We start from the raw sequence: 16516 nt of genomic DNA, 5'->3' as shown, positions 1-16516 counted from the left end.
CCTGCGTGCCGGGCGCGCGGGGCGAGGGGTGAGACTGGTGCCCATGAGTGAGTCCAGCGCCCCGACCGAGACCGTCCTGCTGCGCCGCGGCGAGGTCCACAGTCCCGCCGATCCCTTCGCCACGGCCATGGTCGTCGAGCGCGGCCAGGTCGCCTGGGTGGGCTCGGAGGGCGCCGCGGACGCCTTCGCGGACGGCGTGGACCGGGTGATCGACCTGGACGGCGCCCTGGTGACCCCCGCGTTCACCGACGCCCATGTGCACACCACCGCCACCGGTCTCGCCCTCACCGGCCTGGACCTGTCCGGCGCGCCCACTCTGGCGGCGGCCCTGGCCCGGGTACGGGAGTTCGCCGCCGCCCGCCCCGCCGACCGGGTCCTGCTCGGCCACGGCTGGGACGCCTCCGCCTGGCCCGAGGGCCGCCCGCCGACCCGCGCCGAACTCGACGAGGCCACCGGCGGCCGCCCCCTCTACCTCAGCCGGATCGACGTGCACTCCGCGGTCGTCACCACCGCCCTGCTCGACCTCACCGACGGCGCCCCCGCCCGCCCGGACGGCCCGCTCACCGGCGACGCCCACCACGCCGTACGCGCCACCGCCCTCGGCGCCGTCACCCCGGCCCAGCGCGCCGCCGCCCAGCGGGCCGCGCTCGCGCACGCCGCCTCCCTCGGCATCGGCACCGTGCACGAGTGCGCCGGACCGGAGATCTCCTCCGAGGACGACCTCACCGGCCTGCTGCGGCTCGCCGCCGAGGAGCCCGGCCCCCGCGTGGTCGGCTACTGGGCGGAACGGGACGTCGACCGCGCCCGCGCCCTCGGCGCGGCCGGCGCCGCGGGCGACCTGTTCGTCGACGGCGCGCTCGGCTCCCACACCGCCTGCCTGCACCGGCCGTACGCCGACGCCGGCCACACCGGCACCGCCCACCTGGACGCCGGCGACGTCGCCGCGCACGTCGTCGCCTGCACCGAGGCCGGGCTCCAGGCGGGCTTCCACGCCATCGGCGACGCCGCCGTCGGCACCGTCGTCGAGGGCGTCCGCGCCGCCGCCGGGAAGCTGGGCCTCGCCCGCGTCCGCGCCGCCCGCCACCGCGTCGAACACGCCGAGATGCTCACCCCCGAGACGATCGCGGCCTTCGCCGAACTCGGCCTGACCGCCTCCGTCCAGCCCGCCTTCGACGCCCTGTGGGGCGGCGACGACGGCATGTACGCCCGGCGCCTGGGCGCCGACCGGGCCCGCACCCTGAACCCCTTCGCCGCCCTGCTGCGGGCCGGCGTCCCGCTCGCGTTCGGCTCCGACAGCCCGGTCACGCCCCTCGACCCGTGGGGCACCGTCCGGGCTGCCGCCTTCCACCGCACGCCGGAGCACCGCGTCCCGGTGCGCGCCGCGTTCACCGCGCACACGCGCGGCGGCTGGCGCGCGGTCGGCCGGGACGACGCGGGCGTCCTGGTGCCGGGCGCGCCCGCGGACTACGCCGTGTGGCGCACCGGCGAGCTGGTCGTCCAGACCCCCGACGACCGGGTCGCCCGCTGGTCCACCGACCCGCGCTCCGGCACCCCCGGCCTGCCCGACCTCACCCCCGGCCGTGACCTGCCCGTCTGTCTGCGCACGGTGGTCGGCGGACGGACGGTCTTCGTACGGCCGGGCGAGTGATCCGCGCCGCCGACGGGGCGACGGTCTTCGCCCGGGACCGGGCCGCCGCACCCGGGCCCGCGCGCCGCTGACCAGGCCACCTGCGGCATACCCGCAGGTGGCACGGCTGTTGACAGGCGACGGCCGGGGGCCGGTAGGTTCGGCGGGTCCACCACCGGACGCCCTACCGGGGAATCTTCCGCGCTCACGGCGCGGCGCCGCTGGGTCAGGGACGGTGTGCCGCACCGGGGCACCGCCACTGGGAGCCAGGCTCAGCGTCAGCGCTGCGGCGAGGGAACGTTCCGGCCGGTCGGGAGGTGTGACCCGGATGGGGCCCGGAAGCTCAGTAGACAACGGCTCTCGGTCGACCCGCAGCCAGCGGGTCCCAGGCCGGCCCGAAGGGCGCCGGGCCCCCATCCGCAGCAAGCCGGCACCGACGGCCCCGCCGCCCGCAGCGGCCCCTCGGAGGACGACACCACCATCCGTACGTCCTGTCACGTCGGCGCAGGCCGCGGCCACTATGGTGGTCCCCTGTGTACGACGTGAAGGGGCAGCAGTGAACGACGGCGACGAGACCCGCGCGGCATCGGGCCAGGAGAGACGGTTCGGTCCTCTCGGCACCGCCCTGGTGATCATCCCGACCTACAACGAGGCCGAGAACATCAAGGCGATCGTCGGCCGGGTCCGCGCGGCGGTCCCCGAGGCGCACGTCCTGGTCGCCGACGACAACAGCCCCGACGGCACCGGCAAGCTCGCCGACGAACTGGCCGCCGCCGACGACCACGTCCACGTCCTGCACCGCAAGGGCAAGGAGGGGCTGGGCGCCGCCTACCTCGCGGGCTTCCGCTGGGGCCTGGAGCGCGAGTACGGCGTGCTGGTCGAGATGGACGCCGACGGCTCCCACCAGCCCGAGGAACTGCCCCGTCTGCTGACCGCCCTCAAGGGCGCCGACCTGGTGCTCGGCTCCCGGTGGGTGCCCGGCGGCCGGGTGGTCAACTGGCCGAAGTCCCGCGAGGTCATCTCCCGCGGCGGCAGCCTGTACTCCCGCCTCGCCCTGGACCTGCCGCTGCGTGACATCACGGGCGGCTACCGGGCCTTCCGGCGGGAGACCCTGGAGGGCCTCGGCCTCACCGAGGTCGCCTCGCAGGGCTACTGCTTCCAGGTGGACCTGGCCCGCCGGGCGGTCAGGGCCGGGTACCACGTCGTCGAGGTGCCCATCACCTTCGTCGAGCGCGAGCTGGGCGACTCCAAGATGAGCCGCGACATCCTCGTGGAGGCCCTGTGGCGGGTCACGGCCTGGGGCGTGCGGGAGCGGGTCACCAAGGTCACCGGCCGGGCCGGGCGGACCAGGTCAGGGGCTCGTCGCCGCTGACCGGGCCCCTTACGCCGCGCTGAGCCGGGTGCGGGCACACTGGAGGTATGACGACCGGCGCTCAGACCCCCAGCCACCCCGCCCGGACCCGGCGCTCCCGGCTCCGCACCTTCCTGCCGCTCGGTGCGGCCGTCTGGCTGGTGCTGGAGATCTGGCTCCTCACGGTGGTCGCGGGCGCGTCGAGCGGCCTGGTCGTCCTCCTGCTCCTGGTGGCCGGCGTCGTCCTCGGCTCCGTGGTCATCAAGAGCGCGGGGCGCCGCGCCTTCCGGAACCTGACGGAGACGCTGCGGCAGCAGCAGAGCGGCACGGCGCCGGCCCCCCGGCCGAACAGCGAGGGCAACGGCCTGATGATGCTGGGCGGCCTGCTCCTGATGATCCCCGGCCTGATATCGGACGCCCTGGGCCTGCTCCTGCTGCTGCCCCCGGTGCAGAAGGCGGTCGGCCGCACCGCGGAGCGCACGGTCGAGCGCAAGCTGCGCGAGGCCGCCCCGGGCGGCTTCGGCGACGCCTTCCGCCAGTCCCGCATCCACCGCCCCGACGGCAAGGTCGTCCAGGGCGAGGTCATCCGCGACGACCCGCCGCGGGACACCCCCCGCCCGCCCCTGACCCGCTGAAAGCCACCGGACACGCGGCCCGCCCGGCCGACCCGGCTCTGGCGCCCGGCCGACCCGGCTTCCGCGCCCGGCCCGCCCGGCCGCGGCGCCCGGCCTGCTCGCTTGTCGCGCTCGGCCAGCCCGGCCGCCGTGCTCGGCCCGACCGGCCGCCGTGCTCGGCCCGACCGGCCGCCGTGCTCGGCCCGCCCGGTCGTCGCGCCCGGCCCGCCCGTGCGGCGAGGACGAGCCCGAAGCGCGACCCCCGCGCAAGACCCGAAGCGTGACCACCCGCGCATGACAATGACCGCGGGCGCCGTACTTACCTCGTACGGCGCCCACGGTCATGAACCTGCGCTGATTTTCCCTCAAGCCCCGCAGGGACTACGCACTCTTGCGGCTGTCCCGCGGATGAACCGCGATGTTCATCGCGCCGGAGCGCAGAACTGCCAGCCGCTCCTCGAGGACCTCTTCGAGTTCCTCGCGGGTGCGTCGCTCCATCAGCATGTCCCAGTGCGTACGCGCGGGCTTGGCCTTCTTCTCCTCAGGGCCGTCGCCGTCCACCAGGAGTGCCTGGGCCCCGCAGACCTTGCACTCCCACTCCGGCGGGATCTCCGCCTCGACCGAGAAGGGCATCTCGAACCGGTGCCCCTTCTCGCATGCGTACTCCACGGCCTGGCGCGGGGCCAGGTCGATGCCGCGGTCCGTCTCGTAGCTGGTCACCACGAGGCGCGTGCCGCGAAGAGCTCGCTCACTCATGAATCGTGCCTCCCGGGCTTGTCGCCCACAGGACAGGTGTCGCTGTCGTCGTCATCCGGTCAACGTCCGGTCGGCGGTAAAGATTCCCGTCCCGAGTCCCGTTCCGGGGCCATGCGTCGCCGTCGTAGCCGCAGCCTTGTCAACCGTGCAGTACCCACCGACGTCCGGTTTGTCACTTCTGCTAGGAGATGTCACCCAGCGTCTTGACACCTTTGACGCGCAGTAACGGTACGCCTGGCAGGCCAAACGCGTACACTACCGCCCTTTCGCGCTGAGTGCTAAATCCTTTCGGGCACCGGGTTCCCCGCGTCGCCGATCGCACGCCGCACCGGGACCCGGGCGAGCAGCAGGAAACCGATCACGAAGAACGCCACCAGGGAGAGGATCGCGTCCCGGTAGCTGCCGGTGAGCTGGTAGGTGAGGCCGAACAGCAGCGGGCCAAGCCAGCTCATGCCGCGGTCGCTCACCTCGTACGCCGAGAAGTACTCGGCCTCCTTGCCCGGCGGGACCAGGTGGGAGAAGAGGGACCGGGAGAGGGCCTGGCTGCCGCCGAGGACCAGGCCGATGCCGGCGGCCAGGGCGAAGAACCACCCGGGCGCCCCGGCCGGCAGGAAGTACCCGGCGGCGAGGGTGACCGTCCAGGCGACCAGCGAGCCGAGGATCGTGCGCTTGGCGCCGTACCTGCGGGCCAGGCGGCCGAGGAGCAGGGCGCCCGCCACCGCGAGCACCTGCACGAGCAGGACGGCGACGATGAGCGTGGACTGGCCGAGGTCCAGTTCCTCGGAGCCGTAGACGGACGCCTGGGAGATCACTGTCTGGATGCCGTCGTTGTAGACCAGGTACGCCAGCAGGAAGGCGAGGGTCAGGGGGTGGCGCCGCATGTCCCGCACGGTCGCCGCCAACTGCCGCCATCCCGGGGCGGCGCCCTCCCGCGCGGCGCTGCGCCGGTCGCGCAGCCTGCGCAGCGGGACCAGGGCGAAGGCGCCCCACCACAGGCCGGCCGAGGCCAGGCAGACGCGCACCGCCATGCCCTCGCTCAGGCCGAAGGAGTCGTGCCCGGAGTAGAGCACCAGGTCGGCGACGAGGACCAGGGCCCCGGCCGCGTAGCCGAAGGCCCAGCCGCGCGAGGAGACCGCGTCGCGTTCCTCGGGCGGGGCGATCTGCGGCAGGTAGGAGTTGTAGAGCATCATCGCGACCGACTGCGCCGCGTTGGCGATCACCAGCAGGACGCCGCCGAGCAGGTAGCGGTCGCCGTCCAGGAAGAACATGCCGGCCGTCGCCGCGGCCCCCGTGTACGCCGCGGCGGCCAGCAGCGGCTTCTTGCGGCCCGTGCGGTCGGCCGCGGCGCCCACCAGGGGCATCACCAGCACCGCCACGATCACCGACAGGGACACCGAGTAGGCGAAGAACGACCCGGACCGCACGGGTATGCCCAGGGGATGGACGTAACCGCTTGCGTCCGCCGCCGACCTGGCGACCGACGTCAGATAGGGGCCGAGGAAGACGGTGAGCACGCTCGTCGAGTAGACGGAGCACGCCCAGTCGTAGAAGTACCAGCCGCGTTGCTCGCGCCGGCGTTCGGCGGCCCCGCCGGCCGCGTCCGTGCGCACGGTGTCGGTGCCCACCCGTGCCCTCGCCTCCCCGTGAACGCGCGACGCCGCTTCGGCCGCCGGGCGCGCGGGGCCTCAGACCCAGACGCCGCGGTCCTCCATGACCTTGCGCAGTGTGTCGATGTGATCGGTCATGATGCCATCCACGCCGAGGTCCAGGAGCCGGTGCATCCGGTCGGGTTCGTTCACCGTCCACACGTGCACCCGCAGCCCGCACGCGTGGGCGGCGCGCAGGAAGCGGCGGTCGACCACCGGGACGCCCGACTGGCTCTCCGGCACCTGCGCGGCCACCGCCGAGGGGCGCGGCGCGACGGGCAGTCCCCAGGAGCGCAGCCGCAGCCCCAGTACGCCCCGGACGCCGTAGGAGGTGGCCAGGCGCGGGCCGGCCAGTTGCTGGGCGCGCGCCACCCGGGCCTCGGAGAACGAGCCGAGGCAGACCCGGTCCCAGGCGGCCGTGCGCCCGATCAGGTTCAGGAAGGGCAGCAGGGCCGGCTCCGCCTTGACGTCGACGTTCCAGCGGACCTCGGGGAAGGTCTCCAGCAGTTCCTCGAACAGGGGCACCGGCTCCGCGCCCGCCACGCGTGCGTGCCGCACCTCTTCCCAGGGCAGGTCGGCGATCCGGCCCGCGCCGTCGGTCACCCGGTCCAGCGTCGCGTCGTGGAAGGCGACCAGCCTGCCGTCGCGCGTGGCGTGCACGTCGGTCTCGATGTAGCGGTAGCCCGACTCGACCGCCCGCCGGATCTGGCGGAGCGTGTTCTCCAGGCCGTCCGCGGCCCCGCCCCGGTGGGCGAAGGCGATCGGGCCGGGGTGGTCCAGGTAGGGGTGGCGTATCGGCGAGGTCACCGACGCAGTATCGCCGTACGGGGTCGACCGACGGCAACCACCGTGCTGCCGCCGGATGCCCGCGGGACGGCGAACACGCGCAGGAACACCTGGGCGAGCGGGCCGATCGCCACCGCGTACAGCAGGGTGCCGATCCCGACGGTGCCGCCGAGGACGAAGCCCGTCAGCACGACCGTGATCTCCAGGGCCGTACGCACCAGGCGCACCGACACCCCCGTACGCCGGTTCAGCCCCGTCATCAGCCCGTCGCGCGGGCCCGGCCCGAACCGGGCCGCGATGTAGAGGCCGGTCGCCGCGCCGTTCAGCACGATGCCCCCGGCCATCGCCAGGACGCGCGGCGCCCAGCCGTGCGCGTCCGGCAGCACGGCCAGCGTCGCGTCCATGACGGCGCCGATCACCAGCACGTTGGAGACCGTGCCCAGGCCCGGACGCTGGCGCAGCGGAATCCAGAGCAGCAGCACCAGGGCGCCGACGGCCGTCAGGACCACGCCCATCGACAGGCCGGTGCGCTCCGCCAGGCCCTGGTGCAGCACGTTCCACGGTTCGAGACCGAGCCCGGAGCGGACCAGCAGGGCCGAGCTGGCGCCGTACAGCGCCAGGCCGCCGTAGAGCTGGACGAGCCGCCGGGGGAGATGCCCCTGCGTGAGATGCCCCTGCCTGGACCGCCGCGCGAACAAGATGTGCCCCCCCGTGTGGTGGTAATGGACTGACGCATGTCACTCTGTGGCCTGCAAAGGGAAGTCAACCATGGCCAATCCGGGGAAGGTGGACTGATTCACATGGCGCAGTGGACCTCGGCGGTGGGGGCCGCCCAGCTCGCCCGGCTGCTCCGCTCCCAGCAGGACCGCCCGGCCGGCCCCGGCACCCGCCGCCCGCCCGCCTACCGGGCGCTCGCCGACGGCGTCCGGCTGCTCGTCCTCGAAGGCCGGGTGCCGGTCGCCGCCAGGCTGCCCGCCGAACGCGAGCTGGCCCTCGCCCTGTCCGTCAGCCGCACCACGGTCGCCGCCGCCTACGAGGCCCTGCGCGGCGAGGGCTTCCTGGAGTCCCGGCGCGGCGCGGGAAGCTGGACCGCCGTCCCGGCCGGCAACCCGCTGCCGGCCCGCGGCCTGGAACCCCTGCCGCCCGAGGCGCTCGGCTCGATGATCGACCTCGGCTGCGCGGCGCTCCCCGCGCCCGAACCCTGGCTCACCCGGGCCGTCCGGGGCGCCCTGGAGGAGCTGCCGCCGTACGCCCACACGCACGGCGACTACCCGGCCGGGCTGCCCGCGCTGCGCGCCACGATCGCCGACCGGTACACCGCGCGGGGCATCCCCACCATGCCCGAGCAGATCATGGTCACCACCGGCGCGATGGGCGCGATCGACGCGATCTGCCATCTCTTCGGGGGCCGCGGCGAACGGATCGCGGTGGAGTCGCCGTCGTACGCCAACATCCTCCAGTTGATGCGCGAGGCCGGGGCCCGGCTGGTGCCCGTGGCGATGGCCGAGGGGCTCACCGGCTGGGACCTGGACCGCTGGCGCCAGGTGCTGCGCGAGGCCGCGCCACGCCTCGCCTACGTCGTCGCCGACTTCCACAACCCCACCGGCGCGCTCGCCGACGACGACCGGCGCCGGGGACTGGTCGACGCGGCCCGGTCGGCGGGCACGGTGCTGGTCGCCGACGAGACGATGAGCGAGCTGCGGCTGGACCGGGACGCGCGGATGCCGCGCCCCGTCTGCGCCTTCGACCCGGCCGGCTCGACCGTCATCACCGTCGGGTCGGCCAGCAAGGCGTTCTGGGCCGGGATGCGCATCGGCTGGGTGCGGGCGGCGCCGGACGTGGTCCGCAGCCTGGTCGCCGCGCGGGCCTACGCCGACCTGGGCACACCCGTGCTGGAGCAGTTGGCGGTGAACTGGCTGTTCGGCACCGGCAACTGGGAACAGGCCGTCGAGGTCCGGCGCGAGCAGGCCCGGGAGAACCGGGACGCCCTGGTGGCGGCGGTACGGCGGGAGCTGCCCGAGTGGGAGTTCGAGGTGCCGCGCGGCGGCCTCACCCTGTGGGTGCGCACCGGCGGACTGTCCGGCTCCAAGCTGGCCGAGGCCGGGGAGCGGGTCGGCGTGCGGGTGCCCTCGGGACCCCGCTTCGGCGTCGACGGCGCCTTCGAGGGGTACGTCCGGCTGCCGTTCACCGTCGGCGGCGCGCTGGCCGACGAGGCGGCCTCCCGGCTGGCCGCGGCGGCCCGGCTGGTGGAGAAGGGCGGCGCGGGGGGAGCGACCGAAGCACCGCGCACCTTCGTGGCCTGAGGAGGCCGGGGGAAGGGGCCGGGTGTCCCGAACCGGCCCGGGGGGCCTGACCCGGTCCCGGGCCGGCTACGGCTTGATGAGGGTCGGGACCGACTTCCTCTTCTTCTTCGGCTGCTCCGGCTTGGTGAGGGTCGGCACCGTCCGGGGCCGCTCCGGTTCCGCCTCGGCCAGGGCCGGCACGGGGGCGGCCGCCGGGGCGGACTCGGGACCGGCGGCCGGTTCCGGCACCGTGCCGTCGGGGGCCGGGCGGGCCCCGGCCTGGTCGGGGTCCTGGTCCGCCGGGGCGGCCGGGTCCTGTTCGCCGCCGGGGACGTCCGGGACGTGCTCGCCGTCCGCCGGGGTGGTGCGCGGCGGCAGCAGCTCGAGGACCGCGTTCCGGAGGGCCTCGCCGGTGGCGTCGTCGTACGGGTCCGGTGTGGCAGGCACCTGGAGGCGGTGGACCGGGCCGGTGCCCAGCCGGGCGTAACCGCGGCCGGGCACGGTCCGCTCGACCGGCGTGGTGGGCGGCGGCGCGCCGAGCACGGACGCCAGCAGGCCGGCGCCGGCCGGGCCGAGGACCACCCGCGCGCGCGTGTGCTGCCGTACGGCGTCGCTCAGGGTGTCGTAGGCGTCCAGTTGTTCGGCGACGACCACCGTCACCTGGGCCGCGCGGCCGTGCCGCAGGGGCATCCGGAGCGCGGACTGCGGGTCCCGGCGGCCGTCCGCGGCGGCGAGGTGGGCGAAGGCGCTCGGGCGGTCCACCAGGACCCACAGCGGCCGCCGGGTGTCGTCCGGCGGCGGGCGGCCCTCCTGGCGGGCGCGGTTGACGGCGATCAGCCGGCGTTCGGTCTCCTGGGCGGCCCATTCCAGGCTGGCGAGCGCCCCGGTGAGGCCGCACTCGACGGCCAGGACGCCGTCGCGCCCGGTCAGACAGGCGTACTCGCCGGTGCCGCCGCCGTCGACGATCACCAGGTCGCCGCCGTGCTGCAGGGCCTGGAGCGCGACCGAGCGCAGCAGGGTGGAGGTGCCGGCGCCCGGCTGGCCGAGGGCGAGCAGGTGCGGCTCGGTGGAGCGCGGGCCGGTGCGCCAGACGACCGGCGGCACGTCCCGCCGCTCCTCGCCCGAGGTGAGCGGCAGGGTGCGCTGCACCTCGGTGGGGTCGGTGAAGCCGAGGACCGTCTCGCCGGGGGCCGTCACGAAACGCTGGGCGGCGATGTCGGTGGCCAGCGGCGCCAGGGCGGTGACGGTGAGGTGGTTGGCCTCCTCGTCCCAGTCGAAGCGGTACTCGCGGCCCCGGCCGGCCTTGGCGGCGAGCAGGTGCTCGATCCGGGCGCGCGCCGCGGCCTCCCCGTCGGTGAAGTACGCCGGGTAGTGCACCACCAGGTGCGTGAAGCGGCCGTCGTCGCCGAACTCGTAGGCCGGGAACGCCTTCTCCCAGGAGCCGCCGTGCGCGTACAGCGGTTCGGGGTCCTCGGCGAGCGAGAAGTACGGCACCAGGGCCTCGTAGAGCGAGGCCAGGCGCTGGGAGCCGGAGTCGTCCGGCCCCTCGGGGGCGGGCGGGGTGCGGTCCCGGCCCTGCCAGGCCGCCGCCGCCATCAGCGTGACGGCGGCGAGCAGCGGACCGTACGGCATCAGCGCCACGGTCAGGACCACCGACGCCACCAGGAACAGCAGCGCGCCGCGCCGGTCCTCGGGGGTGTGGGTCCATCGGCGCCGCGCGGCCGACGCGAGCCGGCGCAGGCCGCGGGCGATGGTGATCAGCGGCTGGAGGACGTCGGTGGCGCTGTCGGCCGCCGTCCGGGCCAGCTCCCGGCTCCGGGCGAGCTGCGCGCCGCCGTTGCTCAGAATGCGGGGGAGGGGGCGCCGGGCCACTGCTGCCTCCTGGGCGTGCGTACGGGGGTGGGGCGGGGGACGGTCAGAACTTGATGCCGCCGAGGAGTCCGGCGAGGCTCTCGCCGCCCGCCTTGATGCTCGGGGCGATGGCGGTGCTGGCCAGGTAGAAGCCGAACAGCATGGCGACCACCATGTGCGACGCCTTCAGGCCGTCCTTGCGGAAGAAGATGAAGAGGACGACGCCGAGCAGGACCACGCCTGAGATCGAGAGGATCATGTGAGTTCTCCTGGTTCGCGGGGACAGTCGCCATGAGTACTTCCAGGATCACAGCATGTATCTATACGATAAAAGGTGCAAGTGGGTGAAAAGGGGACGATTTACCTCGGCCGGCCGAGCGGCTCCCCGGCCGCCGGGCGGGGCCGCGCGCTTGTGTGAACGCCGTGTGATCTTTGCCTCGGGCGCGTCCGGCTAGGCGTGCCACGAGCCAGTACCCTGGCGATTCACTCGTACGGCCGCGCCGCTCGCGGCCGTACGCACCCGATTCCCCGACGTTGCGGCGTCCGAGTTGAGAGGCGGTCCGGCCGATGAGTGAAGCCCCCGACCCCGAGGTCGTGGAGCTGGCGACCAAGATCTTCGATCTGGCCCGGCAGGGGCGGACCGACGAACTCGTCGCGTACGTCGACGCGGGCGTGCCGGTCAACCTCACCAACGACCGCGGCGACTCCCTGGTGATGCTCGCCGCCTACCACGGCCACGCCGACGCGGTCCGCGCCCTGCTGGCCCGCGGCGCCGAGGCCGACCGGATCAACGACCGGGGCCAGACCCCGCTCGCCGGGGCCGTCTTCAAGGGCGAGGCGGACGTCGTCAAGGCCCTGCTGGAGGCCGGCGCGGACCCGGCCGCGGGGACCCCCTCGGCCGTCGACACGGCCCGCATGTTCGCTCGTACGGAGGTACTGGAGCTGTTCGGCGCCTCCTGACGCCCGGCCGTGCTCAACCTTCTGACCAGGAAACAACGAAAACGGGGGAGGCGGAACCGGGCCGCCGAAATTTCGGTCGCGGTCGACCGAAGCGCCGGGTCATCATGACGACGTGGTTCACGGACGTGATGGCTGGGCAGTTCTTGCCGCACCGCGCGGCCCGTGATCCGGTCCGCAAGGGCCACCGACGAGAGGCAGAGGAAAATGGTCTTCGACAAGCATGAGACGGCGGGCGTCCCGACGTGTGGTCACGCGGCCAGGTAACGCGTGTTCCCCGGTTGCGCCGACGCTTGATATGAGGCTGTTTCCCATGTTCGATCCGTTCATAGCGCCCAGCGGTACGCTGCTCGGCCTGCTCCAGCGGGGACGCGGCGACGGCACGCTGCACGCGCTCACCGCTCCCCGCCCCGAGGCGCTCGCCGCGCTCAACCACTGTGTGGTGCGCGACCCCCGCCACGACTGGCAGGTGGAGAACCGCTCCCTCTACTACGCCCGTCTCTTCCTCGACCTGGGCGGCGGCCTGGACGCCCTGGAGGCCCACCTCTTCGCCGCCGAGGACATCCTCGACACCGACGAGTCCCGCACCGGCCTGGCCCTCGCGGTCCTCGGCCACCTCGCCTCCTACGGCCGTCCGGGCGCCCTCGACCTGCTGCGCCGGTACGCGGCCCACGGCTCCAACTGGGCCTGGGCCCTGGACGAGCTGGCGCTGCGCGACGACGACGCCGGGCTGCGCGCCCTCGCCGAACCCGTGCTGGCCCGCTTCCCCGAGGGCGCCGAGGGCGAGGCCGAGCTGGCCGCCGCCGTCCGGGACGCCTTCGAACCGCGCCCCTGGCGGCTGTGGGCGGACGATCCGCGCCCGGCGGTCGCCACGCGCGTGCGCGCCGCCCAGGAGACCGGCTGCTTCGACCGCTGGCAGCGGCAGATGCGGCCCGCCGGACCCCGCCCGGACTGGAGCGTCGGCGCCGTCCTCGCCTGGGCCCAGCAGGGCCTGGAGCGCGGCGCCGCCCTCCATGTGCCGGCCGCCCGCTGTCTCGCGGCCGTCGCCGGCCCCGAGGACCGGTCCGAGATCGTCGAGGCCGCCCGGTCCGGCGACGACGGCGCCCGCTGCACCGCCCTGCGCTATCTCGCCGACAGCGACGATCCCGAGGCCCTCGACCTGATCGAGGGCGCGGTGGCCGCCGGCACCGCGGCCGTCGTGGACGCCGCGGTCGACGCCTTCGAACGCATGCGCGGTCCGTACGCCGTGGACCGGGCGCGCGGCTGGGTGCACCGGCCCGACGCCCTCGGCGCCGCCGCCGGCCGCGTCCTCGCCTGCCGGGGCGTGGCCAAGGACTCCGACCTGGTCCTCGCGGCGCTGCGCGAGGCGGTGCGCGGCGAGGGCCCCGACGCCGCCACCCTGTGGACCCTCGTCGACGGCACCGGACGGCTCGGCATCGCCTGCGCCGCCCCCGTACTGCGGCACGTCTACCGCGAGACGGCCTCCTCCCATCTGCGCGGCCGGGCCGCCCGCGCCCTGGCCGCCACCGACCCCTCCTTCCCCGCGGGCTTCGCCGTGGAGTGCCTGTGGGACTGCGAGGAGTCCACCCGCGAGGTCGCCGCCCGGCACGCCGAGACCGGTGACACCCGGGTCGTCGAGCGACTGCGCCGGCTCGCCGCCGACCCCGCCGAGGAGGCCGAGGTGCAGACCGCCGTCCGCAGCCGGATCGGGCCGGACGCGCCCGCCGCGTGAGCGGGGGCGCGCCCCGGGTGCCGACCGGGGGTGGCCCACCGGCCAGGCGGGCGTGGACCCGCCCTGACCTGCCCGGGGCGCAGCGCAACGCTCATGGGCCGTTCCTCGCCCGGACAGATCCACTTTGACGCGGGCACGTCCAGTGCGGCGACAACACCGGTATGCGTGTCGTCATCGTCACCGAGTCCTTTCCCCCCGATGTGAACGGCGTGGCCCACTGCGCGCTCCAGACCGCCCGGCACCTCGTCGAGCGCGGTCACACCCCCGTCGTCGTCGCCCCCGCCCCGGCGCCCGGCCGGCGGGCCGACGGGACCGCCCCCTGCCCGGTCGTGCACGTCCCCTCCCTCCCGCTCCCCGGCTATCCGGACGTCCGCGTCGCCCTGCCCGGCAGGCGCCTGGCCGCGACCCTCGCCGAGCACCGCGCGGACATCGTCCACCTGGCCGGGCCCTTCGTCCTCGGCGTGCGCGGCATGGCCGCCGCCGCCCGGTCCGGCGTCCCCGCCGTCGCCGTCTACCAGACCGACCTCGCCGGTTACGCCCGCACCTACCTGGGCGCCGGGGAGGCGGCGGCCTGGCGGCGCATCCGCTCCGTGCACCGCGCCGCCGACCTCACCCTCGCCCCGTCCGGCGCCGCCCTGCACGACCTGCGGGCGCACGGCGTGCCCCGGGTCGCCCTCTGGCCGCGCGGCGTCGACACCGCCCGCTTCCGGCCCGCCCTGCGCGACGAGGCACTGCGCCGCGAACTCGCGCCGAACGGCGAGCTGATCGTCGGCTACGTCGGACGGCTCGCCCCGGAGAAGCGGGTCGACCTGCTGGCCGGCGTCGGCGCCCTGGCCGGCGTACGGGTCGTGGTGGTCGGCGACGGGCCGAGCCGGCCCGGCCTGGAGCAGGCGCTGCCCGGCGCCGTTTTCCTGGGCCGCCGCGGCGGCGACGACCTCGCCCGGATCTTCGCCTCCCTGGACGTCTTCGCCCACACCGGGCCCTTCGAGACGTTCTGCCAGACCGTGCAGGAGGCCATGGCCAGCGGCGTGCCGGTCGTCGCCCCCGCCGTCGGCGGCCCGCTCGACCTGGTCGGCCACGGCCGCACCGGGCTGCTGGTGCCGCCCGGCGACGCCGCCGCCGTACGGGAGGCGGTGCGGGCGCTGGCCGCCGACCCGGCGCTGCGCGCCGCCTACGGCAGCGCCGGGCGGGCGGCCGTCGAGGGCCGCACCTGGGCCGCCGTCGGCGACCGGCTGATCGGCCACTACACGGACGTGCTCGCCGTCCGGAAGGCGGTGCCGGCGGCATGAGCGCCCTGCGGATCGTCCGGCTCGCCAACTTCGTCGCCCCCGCCTCCGGCGGCCTGCGCACCGCCCTGCGCGAACTGGGCAAGGGGTACCGGGCCGCCGGTCACGAACCCGTCCTCATCGTGCCCGGCGACCGCGCGAGCGACCTGGAGACCGAGCAGGGCCGGGTCGTCACCCTGCCCGGGGTGCCGCTGCCCGGTACCGGCGGCTACCGCGTCCTGACCGACCGGCGGCGGGTCGCCGCCCTCCTGGCGGACCTCGCCCCCGACCGCCTGGAGGTGTCCGACCGCACCACCCTGCGCTGGACCGGCAAGTGGGCCCGGCGGGCCCGCGTGCCCGCCGTGATGGTCTCCCACGAGACCGCCGACGGCGTCCTGCGCACCTGGGGCCTGCCCGGGGCGGCGGCCCGCCGCGCGGCCGACGCCCTCAACATCCGGACCGCGCACACCTACGCGCGGGTGGTGTGCACCACCGAGTTCGCCGAGCGGGAGTTCGTACGGATCGGCGTCCGCAACGTCGTACGGGCGCCACTGGGCGTCGACCTGACCGCGCGGCACCCCGCGCTGCGCGACCCGGGGCTGCGGGCGCGGCACGTGCGCGTGGACGAGGTGCTGCTGGTGATGTGCTCCCGGCTGTCGGTGGAGAAGCGGCCCGGGACCGCGCTGGACGCCCTCCAGGCGCTGCGCCGGCGCGGCACGCGGGCGGTGCTGGTGGTCGCCGGCGACGGGCCGCTGCGGGCCCGGCTCGAACAGCGGGCGCGGGAGCGGGGGCTGCCGGTCGCCTTCCTCGGGCACGTCTCCGACCGGGGCGCGCTCGGCGCGCTGCAGGCGTCCGCCGACGTGTGCCTGGCGCCGGGGCCCGCCGAGACGTTCGGGCTGGCCGCGCTGGAGGCGATGGCCTGCGGCACGCCCGTGGTGGCCAGCGCCTCCTCCGCGCTGACCGAGGTGATCGGCTCCGCCGGGGCGGTCGCCGCCGACCACGGCGAGGCGTTCGCCGACGCGGTGGAGACGCTGCTGGCGGTCCGTACGGAAGGGGAGCGGCGAGAGGCGGCACGAGCGCGGGCGGAGTGCTTCGGCTGGGACACGGCGGTGGCCGCGTTCCTCGCCGCCCACGACGCGCCGTCCCCGGCCCGGCGTCCGCTCCCCGGGGTGCCGGAGGGGGTGGCATGAGACCCCTGCGGTACGTGGCGCTCGGCGACTCGCCGACCGAGGGCGTCGGCGACCCCGCGGGCGGCCACTGGCGGGGCTGGGCGGCCCTGCTCGCGACCGGACCGGGCGACCCGGGCGCCGGCCCCGTGCGGTCCACCGACCTCGCGGCCGGCGGCGCGCAGACCCGGGACGCACCTGGAGCGGCAGACCCCCGCTGCGCCGACCTGCCGCCCCACCTGCTGACCCTGACCGCCGACGAAGTCCGCCACCGCCCGCGCGGCACTGGCGCCCGCCTCGGCCTGACCGCCTCGGCGGCGGCATCGGCGGCACTGGCCCCGCTGTCGGCGGCGGAGAGCCCGGAGGCGGCGTGAGCGGCCGGGTGGCGGGCCGGGTCTCCGGGTGGCGGGTGGCCGGTGGCGGGTCGGAGGGCTGGGGGCGGCAGGGTGACGAGTGCCGGGTGCCGGTCGCGCGGCACCCGGC

General features: G+C 75.7%; 15 protein-coding genes. 9 read left to right on the top strand and 6 right to left on the bottom strand.

The window, feature by feature from the left end; all coding sequences use genetic code 11:
- Window positions 1-43: 43 nt before the first annotated feature.
- The 3 genes from ACFY32_RS08995 (at window position 44) to fxsA (ending at window position 3613) form a co-directional block, all read left to right on the top strand.
- Window positions 44-1648, top strand: coding sequence for an amidohydrolase (locus tag ACFY32_RS08995; RefSeq protein ID WP_390673790.1), 1605 nt, complete (start codon window positions 44-46; stop codon window positions 1646-1648).
- Window positions 1649-2183: 535 nt separating this feature from the next.
- The gene (locus ACFY32_RS08990; RefSeq protein WP_359193998.1) at window positions 2184-2999 is read left to right on the top strand and encodes a polyprenol monophosphomannose synthase; all 816 of its coding nucleotides are present in this window, start codon (window positions 2184-2186) and stop codon (window positions 2997-2999) included.
- A 47-nt stretch (window positions 3000-3046) separates the two neighbouring features.
- Entirely contained in the window at window positions 3047-3613 is a 567-nt protein-coding gene (gene fxsA, locus ACFY32_RS08985; protein WP_359193995.1) for an FxsA family membrane protein, read from the top strand.
- Window positions 3614-3973: 360 nt separating this feature from the next.
- Here fxsA and ACFY32_RS08980 read toward each other — a convergent pair whose 3' ends face one another.
- From ACFY32_RS08980 to ACFY32_RS08965, 4 genes are all read right to left on the bottom strand, one after another.
- Window positions 3974-4348 (bottom strand): RNA polymerase-binding protein RbpA, encoded by a 375-nt coding sequence (locus tag ACFY32_RS08980; RefSeq protein WP_003977404.1) that lies wholly within the window; start codon window positions 4346-4348, stop codon window positions 3974-3976.
- Window positions 4349-4626: 278 nt separating this feature from the next.
- Entirely contained in the window at window positions 4627-5973 is a 1347-nt protein-coding gene (locus ACFY32_RS08975; RefSeq protein WP_390673789.1) for an MFS transporter, read from the bottom strand.
- A 60-nt stretch (window positions 5974-6033) separates the two neighbouring features.
- Window positions 6034-6801 (bottom strand): glycerophosphodiester phosphodiesterase, encoded by a 768-nt coding sequence (locus ACFY32_RS08970; RefSeq protein WP_359193988.1) that lies wholly within the window; start codon window positions 6799-6801, stop codon window positions 6034-6036.
- Complete coding sequence (locus ACFY32_RS08965; RefSeq protein ID WP_359193985.1) at window positions 6798-7478, bottom strand: hypothetical protein; 681 nt, start codon at window positions 7476-7478, stop codon at window positions 6798-6800. The genes ACFY32_RS08970 and ACFY32_RS08965 overlap by 4 nt, the downstream gene beginning before the upstream one ends.
- 102 nt (window positions 7479-7580) lie before the next feature.
- Between ACFY32_RS08965 and ACFY32_RS08960 the strand changes: the two genes are divergently transcribed.
- On the top strand, window positions 7581-9083 hold the full coding sequence (locus ACFY32_RS08960; RefSeq protein WP_359193982.1) for a PLP-dependent aminotransferase family protein: 1503 nt from the start codon (window positions 7581-7583) through the stop codon (window positions 9081-9083).
- A gap of 66 nt (window positions 9084-9149) precedes the next feature.
- Here the strand turns inward: ACFY32_RS08960 and ACFY32_RS08955 are convergent, their stop codons facing one another.
- Both ACFY32_RS08955 and ACFY32_RS08950 read right to left on the bottom strand, forming a co-directional pair.
- The gene (locus tag ACFY32_RS08955; RefSeq protein ID WP_390673788.1) at window positions 9150-10934 is read right to left on the bottom strand and encodes a hypothetical protein; all 1785 of its coding nucleotides are present in this window, start codon (window positions 10932-10934) and stop codon (window positions 9150-9152) included.
- Between the two features lie 43 nt (window positions 10935-10977).
- Complete coding sequence (locus ACFY32_RS08950; RefSeq protein WP_190206493.1) at window positions 10978-11172, bottom strand: hypothetical protein; 195 nt, start codon at window positions 11170-11172, stop codon at window positions 10978-10980.
- A 308-nt stretch (window positions 11173-11480) separates the two neighbouring features.
- Here ACFY32_RS08950 and ACFY32_RS08945 point away from each other — a divergent pair, with 308 nt between their 5' ends.
- The 5 genes from ACFY32_RS08945 (at window position 11481) to ACFY32_RS08925 (ending at window position 16407) form a co-directional block, all read left to right on the top strand.
- Window positions 11481-11873, top strand: a complete 393-nt coding sequence (locus ACFY32_RS08945) for an ankyrin repeat domain-containing protein (protein ID WP_390673787.1) — start codon at window positions 11481-11483, stop codon at window positions 11871-11873.
- Window positions 11874-12183: 310 nt separating this feature from the next.
- Entirely contained in the window at window positions 12184-13602 is a 1419-nt protein-coding gene (locus ACFY32_RS08940) for a HEAT repeat domain-containing protein (protein WP_359193972.1), read from the top strand.
- Window positions 13603-13763: 161 nt separating this feature from the next.
- Entirely contained in the window at window positions 13764-14891 is a 1128-nt protein-coding gene (locus ACFY32_RS08935; protein ID WP_390673786.1) for a glycosyltransferase family 4 protein, read from the top strand.
- Window positions 14888-16057 carry a glycosyltransferase gene (locus ACFY32_RS08930; protein WP_390673785.1) on the top strand — a complete coding sequence of 390 codons (1170 nt, stop codon included), beginning with the start codon at window positions 14888-14890 and terminating at the stop codon, window positions 16055-16057. Before ACFY32_RS08935 ends, ACFY32_RS08930 begins: the two co-directional genes overlap by 4 nt.
- Window positions 16054-16407: a hypothetical protein gene (locus ACFY32_RS08925; RefSeq protein ID WP_390673784.1), complete on the top strand. Its 354-nt coding sequence runs from the start codon at window positions 16054-16056 to the stop codon at window positions 16405-16407. Before ACFY32_RS08930 ends, ACFY32_RS08925 begins: the two co-directional genes overlap by 4 nt.
- Window positions 16408-16516: the final 109 nt, after the last annotated feature.

The organism is Streptomyces sp. NPDC000134 (assembly GCF_042899225.1).
GTDB lineage: Bacteria > Actinomycetota > Actinomycetes > Streptomycetales > Streptomycetaceae > Streptomyces.
This window is presented reverse-complemented; position numbering and strand designations above follow the sequence as displayed.